Raw genomic sequence first — 23,563 nt, forward strand, 5'->3', positions numbered from 1 at the left:
TGCTCCCCCCTTATAGTAGTGGTGAAAACATTCTGGCCAATGATTCTACGAGTTTTACAAAAAATGAGCGCTTCGCAAAATCTTCTAATACAAGTTCGTGAGACCCTTCGAAATCATGATATAAGTCTTGTTTCAACTGATGGACCGAGTTCGTGTTGTACAGGAGAGCATTCACTTCGAAGTTCAAATGGAAACTACGAAAATCCATGTTCGCAGTCCCAATCGTGGCAAGTCCGTCATCGACGACGATGACTTTTGAATGCATGAATCCTTCTTCGTACAAATAAATCTTTACCCCGGCCAACAGCAACTCCTCATAATAGGAACGACTCGCATAAAAGACGATTTTATGGTCCGGATAGCTCGGTAAGACGATCCGAACATCGATGCCCGATAGAGATGCTGTCTTCAAAGCACTCATAATGTCCTCATCCGGAATCAGATACGGGGAGGAAATATAGACGGACTTTTTCGCAGCATTGATCAACGAGAAATAAATCGATTTCATCGTCTCATACGGTTCATCGGGTCCGCTGGCAACGATTTGGACGCCTCCACTCGCGCTTCGTACCGTTTCGAGCGGTTCTAAATAGAATGGCGTGAACAGCCGTTCCCCCGTCATGTAATACCAGTCTTGTAAAAAGATTAACTGTAACTCGGACACCCCTTCTCCTCTGACATACAGGTGGGTGTCGCGCCAGAAACCAAATTTTGAATGTTCGCCTAAATACTCATCCCCTACGTTCAAACCTCCAGTGAACGCCTCTGTCCCATCGATAACGACAATTTTCCGATGGTTTCGATAGTTCGTCTTACTCGACACGAGCGGAAGGACGACCGGAAAGAATGCCTGTACTTGAACGCCGGCTTGCTTCATCTCATCGAAAAACGTACTGCTCGTATGGATGGAACCGACAGCATCATATAAGAATCGAACTTCGACCCCTTTTTTGGCCTTCTCGATTAAAATACGCTGAATTTCCCGAGAAATACGGTCTTCCCGAAAAATGTAATACTCGAGATGGATGTGCCGTGTCGCCCCTTTCAGAGCAGGCAGTAACTTCGAGAATTTTTCACGACCGTTCGTCAAGACTTGCGTGTACGTATTCGAAGAGACAGGTAATTGATTCAACGAAGAGGTGAGATGCATCAACTTCTCATAATCGTCATGCGCAAACATCAGTGACGGAGAGAGCGTCATCGCTTTTTGCCGATAAGCCAAGTACGTCTCTTCGTCGAGCATCGCCTTTTCTTTGAACATCCGCTTACGACGATAGTTTTGACCGAACACAAAGTACGCAAATAGCCCGATGACAGGAAAGCCAATCATGACAATCGCCCAGATCAACGTGCGTTGCGGGTTGCGATTTTCAAGCAAAATCACAAGCAAAATACTGAACGTTGTCAAAAAGACAAGAATCGAGAAGAGCCCGATCACTTGTGAGCTCCAGTAATACGATAATATCGCAATGAGTCCTGCGAGCAAAATAAGGGAAAAGAGTACTTGTATTCGTCGCAACATATTATAACCTGACCTCGTTTCTGTCATGTATTATCATTAATTATACATCGTAACGCCAATTTTTTGAGGGGAGCGAATGAATTATGGGGACTTTTCTAATCACAGGTGCGACAAGCGGGATTGGGCGCGCCGTCGCCTTGCAGTTAACCGAGAATGGACATCGTGTCATCGGAATCGGTCGCGATGAGACACGGGGGGCTTCTCTCGAATCAGATTCGAACGGATTGGCCACATTCATCCAATGTGACCTCCATTCGGCCGAAGACATTGATCATCTCTTTGGACACTTAAAGGAACAAGGGGTGACGTTACATGGTCTTTTCAACAATGCCGCAACGTTTGGTAGACCCGGTACACCGGAGCGTTTGACTCAAGAGTCATACACCGAAGTGTTTGATATCAACCTCTATGCACTGAACACCGTCACACAACGCGTCATCCCTTTGCTTGCTCAGGGAGCGAGTGTCGTCAACAACGCCGCCATCGTCGGACACGTCAAATTCCCACCTATGCTCGCTCATTACGCCGCCTCGAAGGCCGCTGTGGTTGCCTTGACGAAAACGTTCGCACATCGGATGAAAGGAAAGGTTCGATTCAACGCCGTCTGTTTCGGTCCGGTCGATACACCGCTCAGTCATAAACTATACGGTGGAGAAGCAAAATTCAAAGAGGCAATGACCCATCATTTCCGGGGACATGCCGCCCTACCGGAAGAAGTGGCACCGGTCGTCGAATTTTTATTAACCGATGCCTCAACCTATATAAATGGACAAGCCATCACGGTCGATGGCGGATATACGCTCTCTTGAACAGAGACCACCTCTTCTTTTGAAAAGGTGGTCTCCTGTCATGTCGTCATCTTTTTAGCTCGCCCTATTTTATTGCGTAAATAGTTCTGTTCTTTCGAATGAAGACTTTCCCAATCAATGACATCTTCAAAATAATCAATCATCTCATCAAATGTCGAATCCAGCGTCTCATGCGCCTGGAGACGCGACATTCGAATCGCCTCGAACACGGACCCCATCACAAAGATGTCTTTACTCGCGTAAGTCTGCATCGGCGATAGCGATTCAAAAAGAATCGTCTCAAGCGTTTTTCGCTTCACATGCCAATCGGATTTCCCGTTCGAGTATAGAAAATCTCCATCCGGCAGTTCGCAAAGCTCCCGTAAAATATCCCCGATGTAATGAATCGCATGAATCGCCGTATTCGGGTCATTGATCCCTGGAGAGATTCCACGTAACGCAATCTCACTCAACTTTTCAATCGCAAATGAAGGGTCTTGCATCGAGGACCGCACTTCGCCGATCTCAAATAGCTCGATGTCCGGGGCATCCTCACCTTTCCAAAATCCGAGTAAATCCCCTTTTGCGACAAATTCACCAACGGCTACGACCGATTCAAAGTCCGTCTCATGATCTCCCTGCTTCTCTCTTAAAAATAATCGGATATAGCCCGTCTGAGGTGCCCGTACCGCTTGACCCTCAAACGAATGAACAGAGCGTGGTAATACCAGATTCACGTCATCTGACTCGATGGCGTCTTTTTGCTCACTGATTACCGATAGGGCTTCTTTATGTAACGCAGATAACAAGCGTTCCGCCTGAATCGAGACACTGATGGTCTGAATGAATTTGACGAACGCCCAAATCGAACCAATGACTAAGAGCACACTGATCCCTGAAGATAATACGACACCATCATCTGCCGTTCGGACGAGGAATAAATTCGAAATCCCGTACACGGTCGTCATAATGAAGAGACCAAGCGTATGCTTAGCCGACGTGTTCGTCAAAAAATTATTGATCGTCCGTGGAGAAAACTGTGAAGAATAGGTCGTCAACACGACAAGGATTGTCGAAAAACTAAACGTCATCATCGTCATAAGACTCGTGAACGTCGAAGACAGTACAGACGCCGCCGAGTCCAAATCCAAATAAATAAAGTCCGGTAGTAAGTCTCGGAAAAATTCACCGAACAGTTGTGTTAACGCTGTTAAAACGATGCCCCCCATCCCATATAGGAATGGAACGAACCATGCACTATCATCGAGTAGTAGTCGAATCCGTCTCACCATACCAACACCTCTTTACCATTGATTTGAAAAAATCGCCTGTCCGTCTGAACAGGCGATTGATCATTTAGAAGTAGTGACGCATTTTCGCAAAGACATCGCCATCGAGAATGAGTTTACCATACTCTTCAAGCATCGGTTGCGTCTGTGTACTAAATGTTAAATATTCTGCCAAAAGACTGAGTGCATTCTCTTCGTCTTCAGGTTCCATTTCATCCGGGAAATCAATCCACAAATAGTAACGGTCTTGATAATGATATAGTTTCAAATCAAGATCACTGAACGTGTCACCTGCACGCTTACTCAGTGAAATGATCGCCTCAAAATCATCTGTTTCCATTGCGAGTGGTGCCCAAGCATCTGCTTCCGCTTCGAGCTCATCCAACTCACTCAATTGATCGAGTACCGACTGTTGATCTCGTGCTTCATCAATCGCCGAGCGAAGAAGCGAACCGAGTTCAGAATCGTCTTCCGTATCCATCACATTTTTTGCAATTGTCACGGTCACTTCTAGACCTTTTTCAAAAGCTTGGACTTGAATCCACAGTGGACCATCAAACGAGATGTCTTCACGTTCGTGAGCCTCGTCCATCATTTGCCAGAACAGCTGCTCGCCACGTTCTCGGTTGTACCAAATTTCATCACGTGCGAAGCCACGTTTTTCGATGTCCACATATGTGATGAAAAATTTGACGGTATTGTCATTGATGCGCTCAATTTTCACGATTGTCCACTCCCTTCTCACCTCGCTCCCAATTCACATAAGGAGGAGAGGGGAAATTGTCTTGTTATCTTTGTACCCTTTTTGACATCGTTCAATCTAGATGACGGGTTATAACTTTATTTTATAGGAAATAATCGATAATAAAAAGCACACTGCTTAGACAGTATGCTCTCATTCATTCACAAGTCGCTGTGCTTCTTGCAATTGGAACGTTCGAACCTTCCGTGGCAAGAATCGGCGAATCTCATCTTCGTTGTATCCGACCTGTAGTCGTTTTTCATCAATCAAAATCGGACGGCGTAGTAAGCCCGGATATTCTTGAATCAAATCATACAATTGTTGAAGCGATAACGCATCAACGGATACATCGATTTTAGAAAAGACTTTAGAACGAGTTGAAATAATCTCATCCGTTCCATCTTCTGTCATACGTAAGATTTGCTTAATCTCGTTAAGTGAGAGCGGTTCTGAAAATATATTTCGTTCTGTAAACGGGATATCATGTTCTTCGAGCCAAGCTCGAGCCTTTCGGCAAGATGTGCAGCTTGGAGACGTATAAAGTGTGACCATTTTTCTTCCTCCCTGATCGAGTATGCGTCCATCTTTTTAAGTGACTCTATTTGTATACCCAAATTCGCATCCACTTAATTATAATAATTCTTAATTATTAAAACTTCAATGATATTCTTTATCATTCAGATATGAAAAGAGGGCGCATTCGTTGAATGCGACCTTGAATGACCCATCTCAAGATGCCGGGATTCGAGACACTGGTTGAGACACCGTCTCTTTCCCTGGCTTGACTTGCAAGTCTTTCAATTTTTTCTTCAACACTTCTTTCAAAAGTCGTTTTTTCTCTCGTAGAACTTTGTCACGTTCTTTCATGGCCTCTCACCCCCATACAGCGTAAGCAACCGACCGAGCATTACCGATTCTGAAAATCTTGAACTTGCACTAATCTACAAGTAAATTATAGCACATTTGTTTGTGAAATGTGAATCATTCTTATGAATTCAACATTTCTTTACACGGATATCATTTGCATTACATACAAGAAACCTGTATAGTTTATAGAAATAACCTTTTTCTTTTAAGGAGGAGAGCGATGATGAGAATCACATTAGAAACGATTATGGGACATCCGGTTACCCAGAAATATTTAACTCGATCAGGCTTAAAACATGCTGTAGACGTTTGTGAGCGCGCTCTCGAAATGGCAACGAAACGTGGTCTCGATACAGATCTAGCGACGAAAGCTGCGCTACTTCATGATATCGGTCACTATGAATGGTATACAGAAGGCAAATGGAATTATGACTTATATCGTCAGAACGATATTCATGCGATTAAAGGTGCGGAGCGGGCGCACAAGCTACTCATTCGTCTCGGGGAAGACCCTGCCCGTGCTAAAGAGATTTCTGTCATGATCCTCTTGCATACCGATTCCTATTTACCACCAAGTCGAATTCAACGGACCCCGCTTCAACAGCTCGTTCACGACGCAGATACGTTCGTAGAGCAGCCAGGCGGTCTTCATCATTATGAGACAATGGAGATTGAAGATGCACTAGCTCGCGTTCGTCAAATCGATGCCATCGTTGAACGCCTCTCAAATTTGCCGCGTATTTCAAACGGATAATCTGTCACCTAGCTCATTAGGTGACTATTTTTTTTGCGCTAAAAAACCCTGACTTCATTTAGATGTCAGGGTCATCGTATTAAACGAGTTGTGCTTTGTATGCTTCGTACTCTTCGTCCGTGAGCGAGACATAGTGTCCTGGCTCGACTTCGCGAAGTGGTGGAATACTCGAATCTTCATCCGAACGTCCAACTGGACCTTTCGAAGTTGACTCGTATACGATCCGTTTACGTGTACGTTCATGCTCCGGGTCCGGAAGCGGAATCGCTGAAAGAAGCGATTTCGTGTACGCATGAATTGGGTTCTCATAAAGGCGATCTGCTGTCGCAAGCTCTACGAGGTGACCTTGATACATAACACCGATACGGTCAGAGATGTATTTAACCATCGACAAGTCGTGGGCGATGAACAAATACGTCAAATCGCGATCGCGTTGCAATTCTTTCATCAAGTTGACGACCTGCGCTTGAATCGAAACGTCAAGTGCAGAAATCGGCTCATCGGCGATGATGAAGTCTGGTTCAACCGCAAGGGCACGGGCAATCCCGATACGCTGACGTTGTCCACCTGAGAATTCGTGTGGGTAACGACTCGCGTGCTCTTTCGTCAAACCAACAGTCTCAAGAAGGTCATACACGCGGTTCATACGATCTTCTTTCGTCTTCGCAAGACCGTGAATATCAATACCTTCTGCGATGATATCCGCGACCGTCATACGCGGGTTAAGCGATGCGTATGGATCTTGGAAAATCATCTGCATAGCACGGTTGAATTTCAACTTGTCTGCTTTTGATTTTTTACCGTGGACGTTTTCGCCTTTGAACACAACGTCACCGTCAGTCGCGTCGTAGAGACCGATGATCGTACGTCCTGTCGTAGACTTCCCACAACCAGACTCTCCTACGAGTCCGAGCACTTCACCTTTGAAAATATCAAACGAGATTCCGTCGACCGCTTTGACGACGCGGCCACGGCCAATTTTAAAGTGCTGCTTCAGGTTTTTTACTTCGAGTAATTTCTCGCGTTCCATTATTCAGCACCACCTTTCGTAAACGATTTTGCGAACGCACTGTCCGGACGATACTTGAGAGCGAGTTCACGAATCGCACGTGGCGGACTAACCGCTGGTGCTTGTGGGTGTAATAACCAACTAGAAGCAAAGTGTGTATCACTCACCTGGAACATCGGTGGCTCTTTCTCAAAATCAATCTTCATTGCGTATGGGTTACGCGGTGCGAATGCATCCCCTTTTGGAGGATCGAGCAAGTTTGGAGGCGTACCCGGGATTGCCGGTAACGCTTCGTTACGGTCATCTGTCGGACGCGGCATCGATCCGAGAAGTCCCCATGTGTATGGGTGACGTGGCTCGTAGAAGATTTCATCGACCGTTCCTTTTTCGACAAGACGACCTGCATACATAACAGCGACACGGTCAGCCATGTTCGCAACAACGCCAAGGTCGTGCGTGATGAAGATAATCGCTGTACCTGTTTTTTGCTGAATGTCTTTTAATAGTTCAAGAATTTGCGCCTGAATCGTAACATCAAGTGCTGTTGTCGGTTCATCGGCAATCAACACTTTCGGGTTACATGCGAGTGCGATCGCGATAACGATACGCTGACGCATCCCACCAGAGAGTTGGTGTGGGTACTGTTTCAAACGCGCTTCTGGGTTTGGAATTCCTACAAGTGTCAACAATTCGAGCGTACGTTTTTTCGCATCCTCACCTGTTAACCCTTGGTGTTGTTTCAACCCTTCTGCGATTTGTTTGTAAATCGTCATTGTCGGGTTAAGTGATGTCATCGGGTCTTGGAAAATCATTGCGATATCGCGACCACGAATTTTAAGCATTTCTTTTTCCGAAAGTTTCGCCAAGTCTTTCCCTTCGAACATGATTTCTCCGTTCGTGATTTCACCTGGAGGGTTCGGAATGAGACGCATGATTGCCTTCGAAGTAACGGATTTACCTGAACCCGATTCTCCTACGATAGCGAGCGTCTCGCCTTTTTTCAAATCAAACGATACGCCACGAACGGCTTGAACCGTTCCTGCATATGTGTGGAACGAGACCTCTAAGTCTCGGACTGATAAAATCGTTTCCATGCACGAGTCCCCCTCTTTCTTTTTTATTTACGCATTTTCGGGTCGAACGCATCACGCAAGCCATCGGCAAGCAAGTTGAAGCTGACCATGAGCAAGACGATGATGACCGACGGGATAATAAGAAGGAACGGGAATGTCCGTAGTTCTTTGTATCCATCGTTAATCAACGTACCAAGTGATGCCTGTGGCGGTTGAAGCCCGATCCCGATAAAGCTGAGGAATGCCTCGAAGAAGATGGCAGATGGAATCGTGAACATGAGCGTGATGATAATCGCACCCAATGTGTTTGGAATCAAGTGTTTGAAAATCAATCGCGTACTAGATGCACCAAGTGTGCGAGCTGCCAAGACAAACTCTTGGTTTTTAAGTTTTAAAATCTGACCACGAACGAGTCGACTCATCCCGATCCAACCTGTGATGGCCATGGCGAGGATGATGGTGAATACACCAGGGTCAAAGATCAAGATGAACAAGATGATTAAGATCAAGTTAGGTACACCTGTCAAAATCTCAACAATACGTTGCATGATGTTATCCGTACGCCCACCAAAGTAAGCGGAAACCCCACCATATGCCACTCCGATAATTGTATCGATGATGGCCGCAACGAGACCAATGAAGAGGGAAATACGTGTCCCTTCCCAAATACGTGACCAGAGATCACGACCGAGGTAGTCCGTACCGAACCAGAAGTTCTCTTCTACGTTCTTTTGCTCGTAAAAGTCGATATCACGACCACCGAGCGTCGCCATTCCATCGAAGCCAGCCCATTCAAGACCTGTGACTTTTGGCGGAAGTTTTGCTTGTGAAATGTTTTGTTCGTAGGCATCACGCCCCGATAACATCGGTCCGAACAACGCAAGTGCGACGAGAATCAAAATAATCGATAGTGAGATGATGGCCGCTTTGTTTTTCTTTAGGCGCATCCATGCATCTTGCCAGAAGTTTAAACTTTTCCCAGCGATTCGTTCACCAAGCTGTTCATTCATCTCAACAGGTGTGAACATGTCTTGGTCGAACTGTTCGTAATTCTTTTTGTTTTCAATCATCAGTTATTCCCCCCAAGACGAATACGTGGGTCAACAACCCCATAGAGCAAGTCGACAAGTAAAATGATAATAATGAACAATCCTGAGAAGAACAATGTCGTTCCCATGATGACAGAGTAGTCGTTCAATGTGATTGACGTGACGAACAATTCTCCTAGGCCTGGTACAGCGAAGATTTTCTCGATAACGAACGTACCCGTTAAGAGTCCAGCTGTCATCGGTCCAAGAATTGTGATGGCAGGAATCATCGCGTTACGAACCATGTGTTTCCACACGATGGCGTTACCCGTCAACCCTTTCGCTTTCGCGAGCGTGACATAGTCTTGTCCGGTAACCTCTAACATCTCGGTACGGACGAAACGGGCAATCGCTGCCGTGACACCGAGCGATAATGAGATTGTTGGTAATATTGTATGAGCTGGAGAATCCCAGAATGCGACCGGAAGCAATTGCAATTTAACTCCGACATAGTACTGAAGGAGGGCTGCAAAAACGAATGATGGGACAGAAATCCCGATTACCGATACGAACATTGAACCATAGTCAATGACCGTATTGTGACGAATCGCCGCAACAACACCTAACAATACGCCTACAAGAGTTCCGAGAACTAATGCCTGGAGCCCTAATTGTGCCGAAGGACCAATTCGTTCCATAATCAATTCAGTTACTGGACGGTTCGCCGTACGGAATGAAACGCCAAGGTCACCTTGGAGCATGTTTCCGATGTACGTCGCATAGCGGACCGGAAGCGGATCGTTGAGTCCGTAGCGGTCATTCAATAATTGAATTTGTGATTCTGTCAGTTTTTCCTGGTTCTGATACGGTGAACCTGGGAGCAGGTCCATCAGGAAGAACGTGAACGTGGCAATCAAGAAGAACGTGATGAGGCCGTAAGTCAGCCGTTGTAGGATATAACGTCCCATGAATAAAAACCCCCTGTTTTGTCTAATTCTTTCTACTACTTGCACCAACAGCTTCACTATGACATATGACCTATTTTTCAAATTCACAAAATGAAAGGAATATTCTGAAAGAATAGCGTATACGTCATCTCAAGGCTCTTAGCACAGCGGCTGAAAACAAAGAATATTCTTTTCAGAGATTATTCTGAATTTTCACTGTTACTACATTATACTTTACCAACAAAACATTTGAACAGTATTTTCTCTTAAGTCGATAGATTTTTTTAGAAAATCGGGGACATGCGGTTCGCATGCCCCCTCATCCCATTACTTGATATCAACGTATTTGTACTGGTAATCAGCACCGAACAGTTGACGGTTAAAGTTTTCGATGTTTGGACGAATCAAGTACGCCACACCAGCTTGATAAATCGGCATGATCGCTTGGTCTTGTTCGATTAAGAGAGCCTCAGCTTCTTTGAACAAGTCATAACGTGCATCGATATTTGTTTCAGCAGACGCTTCGTCAATCAACTGGTCATATTCAGATGATGCGTAGTTGATGTCGTTTTGCCCATTCTCTGATGTGAAGATACCAAGGTTCGTAAGTGGATCTTGGTAGTCAGGTCCCCAAAGTGCGAATGACATTTGGTAGTCGCCGTTTGCTTCACGCTCAAGTTTGTTGTTGAAAGGTTGTTGAGCGATTTCGACCGTTACGTTCGGTAAGTTCGACTCGATTTGACCTTTCATGTACTCAGAGATTTGTTTTGAAACTTCGCTATCGAACGAGAGGAGTTCGATTGTAGTCGCTTCTCCGCCTGTTGCTTCTTCCCAAAGTGAAGCAGCTTCGTCAGCGTTTGTTTGGAAGTACTCAACACCTTCAGTGTAATCCGTTCCGTCTTCATATTTGATGAAGTCTTTTGGAATGAATGATGTTGTTGCAATTGAACCGTTGTTCAAGAGTTGGTCGATGATTCCAGTTGGATCGACCGCACGTGCGATTGCTTTACGTGCATTCACATCAGAGAAGATTTCATCTTCATGGTTGAACTTGAAATATCCGATAGCAGAACGAAGACCTGTGTTGTAATCTTCATCTTCTTGGAAAGCAGCAACTTGTTCTGATGCGAGACCTGCATAGTCAACATCACCAGCTTCATACAAGTTTACGACTGTAGATGTCTCTTTAACGACTTTCACGTCAACCGCGTCAAGAGCAACATTTTCTGCATCCCAATATGATTCGTTTTTCGTTAGGACATAGCCTTGTTCACGATCCCACTCTGACCATGTGAATGGTCCGTTGTAAAGAAGGTTTTCAGGACCAGTCGTGAAATCTTCGCCTTTTTCTGTTGCAAATGCTTCATTGATCGGTGTGAATGTACCGAATGAAGTAAGTGAAAGGAATGATGGGTCTGGACGCTCGAGTGTAACTTCGAGTGTTTTCTCATCGATTGCTTTAACGCCAAGCTCTTCTTTTGGTGTGTCACCTGTGTTAATCGCTTCAGCGTTTTTAATTGTGTTCATGATGTATGCATACTGTGAACCTGTTGCAGGATCAACAGCACGTTGCCATGCATACACGAAATCGTTGGCTGTAACTGGCTCTCCGTTTGACCATTCCGCATCACGAAGTGTGAATGTGTAAACCGTCTCATCTTCGTTTACTTCTGGTTCGCCTTCAGCAAGAGCTGGTACGGCATTTCCATCTTGATCAAGACGGTAAAGACCTTCCATAGTGTTGGCGATCAAGTTGAATGCGACCGCATCTGTAGCAAGAGCCGGATCGGCTGTTGTGATGTCTGACGTATCCGTCAAACGAAGAACTTTTTCTCCGTTTGAAGAAGAACCGCCGCCATCAGAGTCTCCGCCTGTCGAACAAGCCGCGAGTACTGAACCGAGTGCCAAGATGATCGTCATCATGAGCAAAATCGATTTTTTCTTCATTGCGATTTCCCCTTTCGTATTAAAAAGCTAGCCATTCGTCGAATGAACATCTTACTTTTTCTTTAATTTTCTGAATATTTCATAAAGTATTCGACGAAAGAACGTTAGGGCTATTGTAAGAAATTTTTAATCAAACTGTCAACTACATAATAAAACGCTATCATCTCATTCGAATTTCATACTCGCATTATGCCCTACCTTCCTAGTATCATAGAAGAAACGCGGAACGGTTGCTCGTTCCCTTTATGGCGTGAAAGGAGATTACATCATTGAAAAAGTTTCGAAATATATTGATTGTTTGGGGGATTGTCACAATCCTGTATACGGTTTGGTCGATTTTTTCATATTTCCGAAGCGAATCTTTCCTGTTTCATTTGAGTGGTGGTCTATTCGTTTCCGGTATTCTCACTTTTGCAATCGGGATGTTTTCACATATGAGCGCGACAGGATTGTTCGATGGCATTATGTACGGTTTCAAACGAAGTCGACGTGCAAAACTAAAAGAAATTGATGCGGATTATGAAGAAGATGAAGAAGAAGATCCTGAAGATCGGCAACTCCGTAAGCAATCGGCTTGGAACTGGGTGTTTGTCGGTGTTGGAAGTATCGTTCTTTCGTTTCTCGTTGCGTTGATTTAATCTTTTCGAGAGCATGATCCTATGCTACACTAAATGCAGAATAAGAACACTTGGATGAAGACAAGTAATTCAAATCACCTTTTCCTCAGAGAGTCTACGGTGCTGCGAGTAGATGAAAAGACTTGAATGAATGGACTTCGGAGTGGCTCGCCTGAATGTAAGTATGGCGAGACGATTCACGCCCGTTACAGCGTTCAAGTGGCATAGTTTATGCAAATTTGGGTGGCACCGCGGTTATTCGTCCCGATTTATTCGGGCGGACGACTGCGGTTTTTTATATTCTTCGGAGGTGTATACACATGGCAACGATTTTTTCAGGAATCAAACCGACCGGCGTCGTGACGCTCGGAAACTACTTAGGCGCGATGAAACAATTCGTCGATCTTCAGGATGACAACAATGCATATTATTGTATCGTTGATTTGCATTCCATCACCGTACAACTCGACCGTGTCGAGTTAATGAACAATACACGAAAGCTAGCGGCTCTCTATCTCGCTTCAGGCCTCGACCCTGAGAAGGCGACAATCTTCGTTCAATCTGAAGTGAAAGCGCACGCCCAACTCGGATGGATGTTAACATGTATCGCTGGTATGGGAGAACTCGGTCGTATGACACAGTATAAAGATAAATCGCAAGGAAATGAAAATGTTGGAGCCGGATTGTTCGTTTATCCAACACTTATGGCATCTGACATTTTGTTATACAATACGGAACTCGTTCCTGTCGGGGATGACCAAAAGCAACATATCGAATTGACTCGTGATTTGGCGGAGCGCTTTAATAAACGTTACTATGAGACGTTCACGATGCCTGAACCACTCATTCAAAAAGAAGGCGCACGCATCATGTCTCTCACGAATCCCGTGAAGAAAATGTCAAAATCCGACACAAACGCCAAAGGATACATTTCAATGCTCGACGAGCCGAATGTCATCCGTAAAAAGATTAAGAGTGCCGTGACTGATTCAAGTGGCGTCATCTCGTTTGACCGTGAGAACAAACCAGGGATTTCGAACTTGTTAGAAATTTACTCGCTATCGACAGGTACATCAATCGATGACCTCGTTAAGCAATACGAGAATTCAAATTACGGTACATTTAAACAAGATGTGGCAGAAGCGGTCGTCGCCTTGCTCGAACCGATTCAAGCCCGTTACCATGAATTAATCGATTCTCCAGAACTCGATGAGATTCTCGATGCGGGTCGAGCCAAGGCTGAATCCGTCGCGAATAAAAATCTCGCGAAAATTGAAAAAGCGATGGGTCTCAGTCGTAAACGTGCCAAAATTAAAAAATAAGCTTATATCAACAGAGCTCTCCATGCGAGAGTTCTTTTTTTGTATAAATAATTGCATAAAAAAGAGAGACAGGCGTCCCTGTCTCTCTTGTAAGCGTGAATTAAAATTATTCTTTACCTTCGATTGAAGCCCACTTGTAAGAGTAGTCCGCACCGAATGCGTGCTCAACGATACCTTTAACATATGGCTTCGTGAGACGAGCAGATCCACGTTGGTAAACTGGTGAGATTACGCTCTCTTCAAGAACGATCTTCTCAGCATCTTGCATTTGCTTCCAACGCTCAGCTGGATCTGTGCTTGCTTTCGCATCAGCGATGAGTTTATCGAACTCTTCGTTCGACCACTTACCACGGTTGTATGGTCCGTCTGTGACGAAGAGGTCAATGAATGTCATTGGATCTTGGTAGTCAGGACCCCAACCAGCGAATGTGAACTCAAACTCTCCTTTGTTCTCAAGGTCAAGTTTGTTGTTGAACGGTTGTTGCTTGATTGAAACGCTCATACCTGGAAGGTTTTTCTCAAGTTCACCTTTGATGAACTCACCGATTTGCTTCGCAGACTCTGAGTCATAGTTGAGGAGTTCAAGCTCAACTGTATCCGTTCCAAGCTCAGAAAGACCTTCTTCCCAAAGCTTTTGAGCTTCTTCCACGTTGTATCCGCCGATGTCGCCATTTCCTTCACGGAAGTCTTTCCCGTCTGGACCTGTTACGAAATCTTTTGGTACGAAGTAGTTTGCAGGGATTGAACCGTTCGCAAGAAGTGTTTCAGAGATTGCAGCTTTATCGTATGCGCGATCAATCGCGTTACGGATTTTTTGGTTGTCAAGCGCTTCCACAGCAGTGTTGAACTGGAGGTAGAAGAGTGTTGGCTCAACAACAGTTGAGAAGTCTTCGTTATCTTGATATTGAGCAACGAGCTCAGAAGTCAAGCCTGTGCGGTCAACGTCACCGTTTTCATACAAGTTAACACCTGTTGAAACTTCTTTAACGACTTTAACGTTGATCTCTTCAAGTTTAACTGTGTCAGCATCCCAATAGTCTTCGTTCTTGACCATTTTCCAGCCTTGCTCGCGCTCCCAGCTGTCGAGTTTGAACGGTCCGTTGTAGAGAGTTGTCTCTGCAGATGTACCGAAGTTCTCGCCTTGCTCTGTATCGAATGACTCAAGTTTTGGCATGAACACGCCGAAGCTTGTCAACCCGAGGAAGTAGTCAGCTGGAGCTTTCAATTTAACTTCAAGTGTTTGATCGTCGAGTGCTTTAACGCCTACTGCATCGCGTTCGCCTTCGCCAGTGTTATACTCGTCAGCACCTTCAATTGGTGACATAACGTATGCATATTGTGAAGCGTTATCTGGGTTGAGTACTTCTTTCCAAGCGTATTCGAAGTCGTTCGCTGTTACAGGCTCGCCGTTTGACCAAGTCGCGCCTTCACGGATTTTGAACGTGTAAGTCATTCCGTCTTCTGAAACTTCATGAGATTCAGCCATACCTGGAGTTGGCTCATCGTTCTCGTCCATGCGGTAGAGACCTTCGTTAACGTTGTTTAAAACGTTGAACGATACAGCATCCGTTGCGAGTGTTGGGTTAAGTGAAGGAATGTCTGAACCGTCGAGCAAGTTGAGGACTTGCGCTTCATCTGCAGAACCTTCTGAACCTGATCCGTTTGAAGACCCTGTGTCTTCATCCCCTGTCGAACATGCAGCTAGGAAAGCACTTGAAAGAAGTGTAACCGAAGATGCTAAAGCAAAACCTTTTTTCTTATTCATTGCGATGACCCCCTGATTTTTTCGTTTTAACGAAGTGAATGATGGTAGAAAATTCAGTCATTTCTTCTGACAGTATTTGTTACCAAAATCCCGTTGATGCAATAATACAATATTCTGATAATTTTGCAAAGTGTTTATTTTGATTTTTCTAAAAAATTTTCTCTATAGTCAAAAAGCCCGCCTAGAGCGGCGGGCCTTTAGCTCAATTTTCGTATTTTTTCGAAAAGCTTAGGACATATGAAGGACCGATGACCGGATAACCGATTTGATCGTATCCTTTTTCAACCAAATAAGAACGCCCTGCTTGATAGATTGGCATAACAACTGCCTCTTCTAACAGCTTCGCTTCCGCGTTTCGTAAAATGATATTACGTTCGTCCAAACTCTCGGTGGAGCGGGCCTGATCCATCAATTGATCGTATGACTCATTTGCATATCGACTTGAATTGAGCACATCGTCAGACTCGAATTGCGTCAAATAGGCAGATAGCATCGGATAGTCCGGTTGCCATCCTGACAACGAAAAGGAATAATTTCCTGAGACTTCTTTCCTAACTTTATCTCCAAGTGGAAGCTCTACGATCTTGACGGTCAACCCGTCCAATTGTTCCAAATTCTCTTTTAATCTTGTCGAAATTTCACGTGCTTCTTCATCGACAAAGCTAAGCAATTCAATCTCGATTGTTTCTGTTTTTAACCGTTTTTTCACGGTTTCAAATAATTGGTTGGCATCGCCTTCCAACTCGGCAACCGAAGCTTCTTCATCCATGACGAGCAAGCGTTCGGTCGTTCGCTCCGCTCGTGCAAGCGATTCTTCGAGTGTCGTTCGCTCAAGTGTCAGTGCGAGGGCTTGTCGAAACGCAATATCGTCGAATGGCGCTTTTTCAACGTTCGGTTTTAAATAAAACACGCCACTTCTCGGAACGTCCTCAATGTTCATGACTTCCTTATCAATGGTAGAAGTGTCAAAGTCATATGGAATTGGATGCATCCCAGACGTTTCAGTCAGATTTGAGTCACTTCGAATGGTAATCGTTTCAAGCATAACGTTGTCAGCCTCACGATACGTTTCGTTTTTATGTAACGAGATGCTTGTATCTTCTATCTGATTCAATTCAAACGGACCGTTCGTTTCTAACTCATCCCATGTTGTCACGGATGGCTGCGGTAAAAACGCTGGCATTGCAAAAATTCTTTCGAATCCTTCCATCGGACGGATGAGTGTGATCTCGAGCGTTCGCTCATCGTTTGCTTGAACACCTAACGTATCCGGTTCTTGTTGTCCTAGCCCGATTTCTTTCGCAGATTGGACATCCGCGAGTAAAAAACTAAATGGTGAGTTCGTCTCGTCATCGACGAGTTTACGAAAATGGTCGACGAACGTCTGCGCGGTAACTGCATTCCCTTCTGTCGTCACACTTTCTTTCAATGTGAACGTATAGACCGTTCCGTCTTCAGATCGTTCTAACTTCTCGACGAGTCCCGGTTCAATCGCCCCATCTGCACCGAATCGGTAGAGTCCCTCATATAGATGTGACAATACGGTTTGGGATGCCGGGTCAATCGCGAGCATGACGTCCGGTTGAGTCGGAAGAGATTCTCCATGAATCGTAAGTGTTTGTTCTTCTGGTGGTAGTAGTTCACGTGACTGCTCTCGTTGTTCGTTCCAAATGAATAAAAAAAGGATAAGGACTGAACCTAACAAGGCGGCCACGATGAATGATTTCTTGTTCATTCGTTGCACTCCTTTCTGTTAGACCAACCCTTATACCCTAACCTTTTTTGAATGATTTTTCTACCGTCAGTTCGTCACTTTCGCAAATGCGAGTGTCGCATTGTGGCCCCCGAAGCCAAGTGAGTTACTGAGTGCATACTGAATGTCAAGTTCCCGATTTCCTTCACGTACATAATCAAGGTCGCAATCGGCTGCAGGTGATTCACAGTTAATTGTCGGATGAATCTTCCCTTCATGAATCGAAAGGGCTGTGATAACTGCCTCGACGCCCCCTGCTCCTCCGAGAAGATGACCAATCATCGATTTCGACGAGTTGACTACGAGTTTGTCGGCGTGTTCCCCAAACACACGACGAATCGCTTTTGTCTCGAGCATATCGTTGAGCGGCGTGCTCGTACCGTGTGCGTTGATGTATTGCACGTCTTCCGGCTTGATTCCTGCATCGCGAATCGCCTCACTCATCGCTTTTGACCCACCTTCTGCTTCTGGTGACGGTGCAGTGATGTGATAGGCGTCTGAACTCATTCCGTATCCGACCACTTCTGCATACATTTTCGCTCCACGTGCCTTCGCATGTTCGTACTCTTCTAATACGAGTACGCCAGCGCCTTCACCCATGACAAACCCATCGCGGTTCTCGTCGAATGGACGGCACGCTGTATTCGGGTCCGGATTCGTAGAAAGTGCTTTGTTCGAACAAAAGCCTGCGAACGAGAGTGGTGTGATTGGCGCTTCCGCTCCACCGGCGAACATGGCAATCGCATCTCCTCGTTGAATGACGCGGAACGCTTCTCCGATTGAGTTCGTCCCTGATGCACATGCTGTCACCGAACAGTTACTTGGTCCTTTAGCCCCGAGGTAAATCGACACTTGTCCGCTCGCCATGTTCGGAATCATCATTGGAATGAAGAACGGGCTCACACGACGAGGGCCACGGTCATGAAGGATGGCTGACTGTTTGTCGATTGTTTCGACGCCGCCGATCCCACTCCCGATCCACGTTCCGACTTCATCCGCAATCGCTTTGACATCGAGTCCGCTATCTTTATGGGCAGCATCTGCCGCCAAAAGTGAGTATTGGATGAACGAATCCATTTTACGCGCTTCTTTTGGTTCGACCAAGTGTTCGATGTTCCACTCTTTCACTTCCGCTCCGACTTTTGCCGGATATTGGCTGATGTCGATTTTCGTCAACGTATCGATTGCGTTGTCCCCTTTTAAAAGACGGTCCCACATTGTCGACACGTCGTTCCCTAACGGTGATACGACTCCTAATCCTGTCACTACTACTCGTTTCATGAATGATTCCCCTCCGTAATTGTTGCATGATTCCATGTCAGACAGCTCGCACCCCACGTGAGTCCGGCACCAAACCCTGCGATGACGACCGTTTGTCCATCTTGAATTTTACCAGATTTGACGGCTTCCGCTAAGGCGAGCGGAATGGATGCCGCTGATGTATTCGCATGGTCTTGAATGGTCATGACGACTTTCTCTTCTTCTAAATCTAAACGTTCCATCGCCGCATCGATGATTCGACGATTCGCTTGGTGCGGCACAAGGACGTCGAGGTCGTTTAACGACTTGTCGGCCTTGTTTAACGATTCGAGCACGATTTCCGGCATTTTCCGCACGGCGAACTTAAACACTTCGCGACCGTTCATGACGATCTTTCCTTCATCGTTTTCATACAAGTGCTTGCCACCTGTCCCGTCACTTCCAAGTATGATGGAGTCGATTGAAGCAATCTCGTCTTCCCCGAGTACGACAGCTCCAGCTCCGTCTCCGAATAGGACAGCTGTCGACCGGTCATCCCAGTCAATCAAACTTCCCATCTTCTCTGCTCCGATGACGAGCGTTTTCTTGAAGCCTTTCGAATCCATCAGACTTTTCGCTGTATCCATTGCGAAGATAAACCCGCTACACGCCGCACTGACGTCGAACGCCACAGCGGCTTTCGCGCCAAGATTCGCCTGAACCACGCACGCGGTTGCCGGGAAGGCTGGCGCAGTCGCCGTCGCACAGACAATCGCCTCAATCTCATCGATGCTGACCCCAGCGCTCTGTAACGCCCGCTCTGCGGCACGTGTCGCCATATCCGAGACTGATACGTCACTTTCTGCTAAATGTCGTGCCTCGATGCCTGTACGCGTACGAATCCACTCATCGCTCGTATCCATTCGTTTTTCTAAATCGATATTTGTCACCCGATTGTCCGGTAAGAACGATCCGATGCCGATGATTCCAATATTCATATCGTCGACCCCTATTCTTAGTATCTGGTACTAATATAAGGGAATAAAAAGAGGATGTCAATGCATCCTCCTCATGATCAATCGATTAAGCTTGTTCGAGGCGTTTCGTGACAGCCATGACCATCTTTGCAGAGTTGATGGATGCCGTCTCTAAAAATTCATCAAACGATAAATTCGCCTCTTCGTCCGCGCTGTCTGAAATCGAGCGTGTGACGACGAACGGGACACCAAACTGGTAACACGTTTGCGCGATTGGAGCAGCTTCCATCTCGACGGCAGCGACGCCATCGAAATGGCCAAGGATGTCCGCTACACGTTTTGAGTCGTTGATGAACGAATCTCCCGTTACAATCAATCCTTGATGCACGTTCACGTCCGGTAAGCTTTCAATCACATCTTTACAGACGCTGACGAGCTTTGGATCAGCTTCATATGCTGGTGGCATCCCTGGTACTTGTCCGTACTCATAGCCGAATGCTGTCACGTCAACATCGTGGTGACGTACTTCCGTTGAGACGACGACGTCACCGACTTTCATCCCTTTTTTAAATCCGCCGGCAGAACCCGTATTGATGACGACGTCCGGTTTGAACTTATCAATCAAAAGTGTCGTTCCGATCGCGGCATTGACTTTCCCGATGCCTGACTTCAAGATGACGACTTGCATGTTCCCAAGATACCCTTCATAAAAATGATAGCTTGCGATTTCTGTATCTTTACGTTCAGTTAGTTCGTTCCGAAGCAAATTCACTTCTTCTTCCATCGCACCGATGATTCCAACTTTCATTCCGATTCCTCCTCAGAAAGAGAGCGACTTCCAAGATGGAGGTCGCTCAACAACTTATTTGATTTCTTTGATTTCGACGATCATGTCGCCACCTGGTGTTTGAACCGTGACCACATCTCCGATCGTACGGCCAAGAAGTGCTTTCGCGATTGGTGATTCGTTCGAGATTTTCCCTGTGAATGGGTCTGCCTCGGCACCACCGACGATTGTGTATGTCTCGTCTTCGTTATCTTCTTGGATGAAGAATGTTACCGTTTTCCCGATTGAGACAACCGAGTTATCGCCTGCATCATCTTGAATGATGACTGCGTTGCGGAGCATTTCTTCTAATTGTGCGATTCGTCCTTCGACCATCGCTTGTTCTTCTTTCGCCGCGTCGTATTCCGCGTTTTCTGATAAGTCACCGAAATCACGAGCAATCTTAATATTTTCAACGACTTCTTTACGGCGGACCGTCTTCAGTTCGTTTAATTCATTCTCGATCTTCGCTTTTCCGTCTAACGTCATATAGTGTTGTTTTTCAGCCATTTCTGTCACTCCTTCATTGTCTCCTAGTATATTACAGCTAGGGTAAATTGAAAACGATTTATTTCCTCACGCGCGATTACGCTCAGTGAGCACCCAACGGATCTTCGTCACGAGTAAATCGATTGCGACAAAGTTTTCTCCGCCTTCAGGAACGATGATGTCCGCATACCGCTTCGTCGGCTCGCAGAACTGCAAATGCATCGGACGAACGACATTCGTGTACTGTGCCACGACCGAATCGATTGAACGTCCACGTTCATTGATATCCCGCTGCATGCGGCGCAGGATGCGAACGTCAGCATCCGTATCCACGAACACCTTAATATCCATCAATTCACGCAAACGGGCATCTTCAAGTGCTAAAATCCCCTCAACGATGACGACATCGACCGGTTCGATCAAAATCGTCTCATCAGAGCGCGTATGAGCCGCGTAGTCATATACCGGCTTCTCGACAGCCTGATGTTGTTGCAATTGTTGGATATGTTCAATTAGCAAATCGTTATCAAAGGCAAAGGGGTGGTCGTAGTTTGTCTTGTACCGCTCCTCCATCGTCATTTCAGATTGATCTTTATAATACGCGTCTTGTTCAATCATGACGACCGATTGACCTTTAAACGCATCGACGAGCGCACGGGCCACGGTCGTTTTTCCAGATCCGGTACCCCCGGCCACGCCAATAATGACGGGTTTATGTTGCATCAAAGTTAAGTCCTCCTCATCGTAATTTACGACTGATTGCTAGGCCATCACCAAGGGGCAAAATTGCAGTATGATAATCGGTCCGTGCCATCAATTGCTCAGTAAACTGCTTCACGAGACGGACAAGCCGGCGTCGACGTCGGTCAAGTACTGACACGTCCTCGAGCAAGACGTCCCCTCGTAAAAACAAATTATCGCTGTAAATCGTACCACCAATTGGTACTAAAGCGCCATACCCATCAAAAAATTTTTGATATTGTCCTTTTGCCGCATCAATAAACACGGCATCGAACTCACCTTCAATCGAACCAATCAATTCAACGGCGTCACCGTGAATCAATGTGATGCGATCGCGAACATCAGATCGTCCGATAAAACCAGTCGCCTCTTCGAATCGACGAGCATTTCGTTCAATCGTGACGATTTCGGCATCTGGTAACAACTCTGCCATACGGATTGCACTGTAGCCAATTGCCGTCCCCACCTCAAGGATGCGGGTCGGTCGCTGCATCGCCAACAAAGAGAGAAGCACTTCAGAGCCCGTCAGGTCCATGATTGGAACGTGATGTTCTCGCGCAAATGCCTCCATCTCCGTCAGTAGCGGAGAGCGGTCGTTGATCAATTGTTCTACATATCCCTCATAGGATGCATGGTCCACTCGTTCCACCTCTTAACTCTCTTCATTCAAACGACCGGAAGCATCCGCTTCCGGTCGTCCCATCAATTACTGTTCGCTTCTTCAAACGCTTCCCATTCGGAACGGTACGTATTGACGTTTTGTTGATGGTCCTCATAATTGACTTCGAACAAGACTTCTCCATTCGGGAACCCTTCACGTGGAGGGCGTGCATAGAAGTAAATGTTCTCTGTATCGTTCGGGTTGAGTACCGCCTCAAACGCGTCGCGACTGACAGCCGCGATTGGACCGATCGGAATCCCTTCATAACGATACGTGTTATATAAGGAATCGTTCTCCAAGTCTGCGAATGAAGTGAAAATCGACGTCTCCCCCGTGCCGTACCAGACAGTCGGGTCAGACTGTAACTTCATGCCGTCGTTTAGACGATTTTCAAAGACACCGGCAATCTCTTTCCGGTCTTCCGTCGAAACAGCCTCTTTCTCGACAACCGATGCGAGCGCGAGCGTCTCATGGAAAGTACGTCCTGAATCGGCCAAACGACCTTTGTACTCTTGATACATACTTTCAGTCGGGAGTAGCATCTCATCGATGATTTCAGTGAGTGTTACCCCTTTGTTGAATTCATATGTTGCTGGGAACAGGTATCCTTCAAGCGGATGATAAATGCCTTCCTGCAATACTTCCTCCGTCAACATCTCATGCTCGTTCACGAGCGAACTGATATATTCACGGTCACTCAATTGTTCGGAAATCTCTTCTTTCGGAATGTCGGCCTCTTTCGCAAGTCGCGCGATGACCTGGTCGATTGTGAACCCTTCCGGAATGACGAGCTTGATATCAGGAACCACAATGACTTTACCTGTTTGCAACGTTTCAATCAACTCATCGATTGATTGAGATGGTGACAACGTATACGTCCCCGCTTGGAACGATGACTCGTTTTTAAAGCGTGTATAGAAACGGAAAATCGTGCTACTCCTTACAAGCCCATTCTCTTCTAGTAATTCACCAATATATCCCGAACCGGCACCGAGTGGGACTTCGAGCTCAACGGTTTCCGTCGATGTCGGATCAATCGGTTCGACGGAGCGCTTCACAAAGACGTAAGCGAGTGCCGAGCCTGTGGCGATGACGAGAAGGAAGATGGCAAGGATGACAACCGTGATACGACGAACAATCCGGTTGCGGGCACGTTTCTCATCTGACATAGATGGATGATTCATGCATTTCTCCCCTGTTCATTTTA

General features: G+C 46.0%; 23 protein-coding genes and 1 other annotated feature. Of the genes, 4 read left to right on the forward strand and 19 right to left on the reverse strand.

Annotated elements, in window-relative coordinates:
• Positions 1–10 precede the first annotated feature (10 nt).
• Positions 11–1,522, reverse strand: a complete 1,512-nt coding sequence (gene cls, locus KNO99_RS10935) for a cardiolipin synthase (protein ID WP_214748427.1) — start codon at positions 1,520–1,522, stop codon at positions 11–13.
• Positions 1,523–1,605: 83 nt separating this feature from the next.
• Between cls and KNO99_RS10940 the strand changes: the two genes are divergently transcribed.
• Entirely contained in the window at positions 1,606–2,331 is a 726-nt protein-coding gene (locus KNO99_RS10940; protein ID WP_214748429.1) for an SDR family NAD(P)-dependent oxidoreductase, read from the forward strand.
• A gap of 38 nt (positions 2,332–2,369) precedes the next feature.
• On the opposite strand, the gene KNO99_RS10945 is transcribed toward KNO99_RS10940, so the two are convergent.
• The 4 genes from KNO99_RS10945 to KNO99_RS10960 all read right to left on the reverse strand — a co-directional run bounded on the left by KNO99_RS10945 (position 2,370) and on the right by KNO99_RS10960 (position 5,208).
• Positions 2,370–3,602 (reverse strand): DUF2254 domain-containing protein, encoded by a 1,233-nt coding sequence (locus KNO99_RS10945; protein ID WP_214748432.1) that lies wholly within the window; start codon positions 3,600–3,602, stop codon positions 2,370–2,372.
• 64 nt (positions 3,603–3,666) lie between these two features.
• Positions 3,667–4,323 carry an adaptor protein MecA gene (mecA, locus tag KNO99_RS10950; RefSeq protein ID WP_214748435.1) on the reverse strand — a complete coding sequence of 219 codons (657 nt, stop codon included), beginning with the start codon at positions 4,321–4,323 and terminating at the stop codon, positions 3,667–3,669.
• Positions 4,324–4,494: 171 nt separating this feature from the next.
• Positions 4,495–4,893 (reverse strand): transcriptional regulator SpxA, encoded by a 399-nt coding sequence (gene spxA, locus KNO99_RS10955; RefSeq protein ID WP_015881217.1) that lies wholly within the window; start codon positions 4,891–4,893, stop codon positions 4,495–4,497.
• Between the two features lie 177 nt (positions 4,894–5,070).
• Positions 5,071–5,208: a hypothetical protein gene (locus tag KNO99_RS10960; protein ID WP_015881216.1), complete on the reverse strand. Its 138-nt coding sequence runs from the start codon at positions 5,206–5,208 to the stop codon at positions 5,071–5,073.
• A 220-nt stretch (positions 5,209–5,428) separates the two neighbouring features.
• Here KNO99_RS10960 and KNO99_RS10965 point away from each other — a divergent pair, with 220 nt between their 5' ends.
• Complete coding sequence (locus tag KNO99_RS10965) at positions 5,429–5,962, forward strand: HD domain-containing protein (protein ID WP_074035089.1); 534 nt, start codon at positions 5,429–5,431, stop codon at positions 5,960–5,962.
• A gap of 79 nt (positions 5,963–6,041) precedes the next feature.
• Here the strand turns inward: KNO99_RS10965 and KNO99_RS10970 are convergent, their stop codons facing one another.
• The 5 genes from KNO99_RS10970 to KNO99_RS10990 all read right to left on the reverse strand — a co-directional run bounded on the left by KNO99_RS10970 (position 6,042) and on the right by KNO99_RS10990 (position 11,966).
• Positions 6,042–6,992 carry an ABC transporter ATP-binding protein gene (locus tag KNO99_RS10970; protein WP_074035095.1) on the reverse strand — a complete coding sequence of 317 codons (951 nt, stop codon included), beginning with the start codon at positions 6,990–6,992 and terminating at the stop codon, positions 6,042–6,044.
• Positions 6,992–8,065, reverse strand: coding sequence for an ABC transporter ATP-binding protein (locus KNO99_RS10975; RefSeq protein WP_214695470.1), 1,074 nt, complete (start codon positions 8,063–8,065; stop codon positions 6,992–6,994). The genes KNO99_RS10970 and KNO99_RS10975 overlap by 1 nt, the downstream gene beginning before the upstream one ends.
• Positions 8,066–8,088: 23 nt before the next feature.
• Positions 8,089–9,114 carry an oligopeptide ABC transporter permease gene (opp3C, locus tag KNO99_RS10980; RefSeq protein WP_371743089.1) on the reverse strand — a complete coding sequence of 342 codons (1,026 nt, stop codon included), beginning with the start codon at positions 9,112–9,114 and terminating at the stop codon, positions 8,089–8,091.
• The gene (opp3b, locus tag KNO99_RS10985) at positions 9,114–10,040 is read right to left on the reverse strand and encodes an oligopeptide ABC transporter permease (RefSeq protein ID WP_214748439.1); all 927 of its coding nucleotides are present in this window, start codon (positions 10,038–10,040) and stop codon (positions 9,114–9,116) included. The genes opp3C and opp3b overlap by 1 nt, the downstream gene beginning before the upstream one ends.
• A gap of 306 nt (positions 10,041–10,346) precedes the next feature.
• Positions 10,347–11,966, reverse strand: a complete 1,620-nt coding sequence (locus tag KNO99_RS10990; RefSeq protein WP_214748442.1) for a peptide ABC transporter substrate-binding protein — start codon at positions 11,964–11,966, stop codon at positions 10,347–10,349.
• A 269-nt stretch (positions 11,967–12,235) separates the two neighbouring features.
• Between KNO99_RS10990 and KNO99_RS10995 the strand changes: the two genes are divergently transcribed.
• Both KNO99_RS10995 and trpS read left to right on the forward strand, forming a co-directional pair.
• Positions 12,236–12,604, forward strand: coding sequence for a DUF3899 domain-containing protein (locus KNO99_RS10995; RefSeq protein ID WP_214748445.1), 369 nt, complete (start codon positions 12,236–12,238; stop codon positions 12,602–12,604).
• A 42-nt stretch (positions 12,605–12,646) separates the two neighbouring features.
• Positions 12,647–12,853 (forward strand) — a binding site (T-box leader).
• 50 nt (positions 12,854–12,903) lie between these two features.
• Positions 12,904–13,905: a tryptophan--tRNA ligase gene (gene trpS / locus KNO99_RS11000; RefSeq protein WP_214748448.1), complete on the forward strand. Its 1,002-nt coding sequence runs from the start codon at positions 12,904–12,906 to the stop codon at positions 13,903–13,905.
• A 106-nt stretch (positions 13,906–14,011) separates the two neighbouring features.
• On the opposite strand, the gene KNO99_RS11005 is transcribed toward trpS, so the two are convergent.
• The 9 genes from KNO99_RS11005 to mltG form a co-directional block, all read right to left on the reverse strand.
• A complete protein-coding gene (locus tag KNO99_RS11005; protein WP_214748451.1) occupies positions 14,012–15,670 on the reverse strand; it encodes a peptide ABC transporter substrate-binding protein in 1,659 nt (552 codons plus the stop codon).
• A gap of 202 nt (positions 15,671–15,872) precedes the next feature.
• Positions 15,873–17,405 carry a peptide ABC transporter substrate-binding protein gene (locus KNO99_RS11010; protein ID WP_214748454.1) on the reverse strand — a complete coding sequence of 511 codons (1,533 nt, stop codon included), beginning with the start codon at positions 17,403–17,405 and terminating at the stop codon, positions 15,873–15,875.
• Between the two features lie 66 nt (positions 17,406–17,471).
• Positions 17,472–18,704, reverse strand: a complete 1,233-nt coding sequence (gene fabF / locus KNO99_RS11015; protein ID WP_214748457.1) for a beta-ketoacyl-ACP synthase II — start codon at positions 18,702–18,704, stop codon at positions 17,472–17,474.
• Entirely contained in the window at positions 18,701–19,660 is a 960-nt protein-coding gene (locus KNO99_RS11020) for a beta-ketoacyl-ACP synthase III (protein WP_214748461.1), read from the reverse strand. Before KNO99_RS11020 ends, fabF begins: the two co-directional genes overlap by 4 nt.
• 85 nt (positions 19,661–19,745) lie before the next feature.
• Positions 19,746–20,447, reverse strand: a complete 702-nt coding sequence (mtnN, locus tag KNO99_RS11025; protein ID WP_214748464.1) for a 5'-methylthioadenosine/S-adenosylhomocysteine nucleosidase — start codon at positions 20,445–20,447, stop codon at positions 19,746–19,748.
• A gap of 54 nt (positions 20,448–20,501) precedes the next feature.
• On the reverse strand, positions 20,502–20,975 hold the full coding sequence (gene greA, locus KNO99_RS11030) for a transcription elongation factor GreA (RefSeq protein WP_074035127.1): 474 nt from the start codon (positions 20,973–20,975) through the stop codon (positions 20,502–20,504).
• 66 nt (positions 20,976–21,041) lie between these two features.
• Positions 21,042–21,677, reverse strand: a complete 636-nt coding sequence (gene udk / locus KNO99_RS11035) for a uridine kinase (RefSeq protein WP_074035132.1) — start codon at positions 21,675–21,677, stop codon at positions 21,042–21,044.
• Between the two features lie 16 nt (positions 21,678–21,693).
• The gene (locus tag KNO99_RS11040) at positions 21,694–22,335 is read right to left on the reverse strand and encodes an O-methyltransferase (protein WP_214748553.1); all 642 of its coding nucleotides are present in this window, start codon (positions 22,333–22,335) and stop codon (positions 21,694–21,696) included.
• A gap of 62 nt (positions 22,336–22,397) precedes the next feature.
• Positions 22,398–23,540 carry an endolytic transglycosylase MltG gene (gene mltG / locus KNO99_RS11045; protein ID WP_214748467.1) on the reverse strand — a complete coding sequence of 381 codons (1,143 nt, stop codon included), beginning with the start codon at positions 23,538–23,540 and terminating at the stop codon, positions 22,398–22,400.
• Positions 23,541–23,563: the final 23 nt, after the last annotated feature.

It is taken from the genome of Exiguobacterium sp. s189 (assembly GCF_018617615.1).
Taxonomy (GTDB): Bacteria; Bacillota; Bacilli; order Exiguobacteriales; family Exiguobacteriaceae; genus Exiguobacterium; species Exiguobacterium aestuarii_A.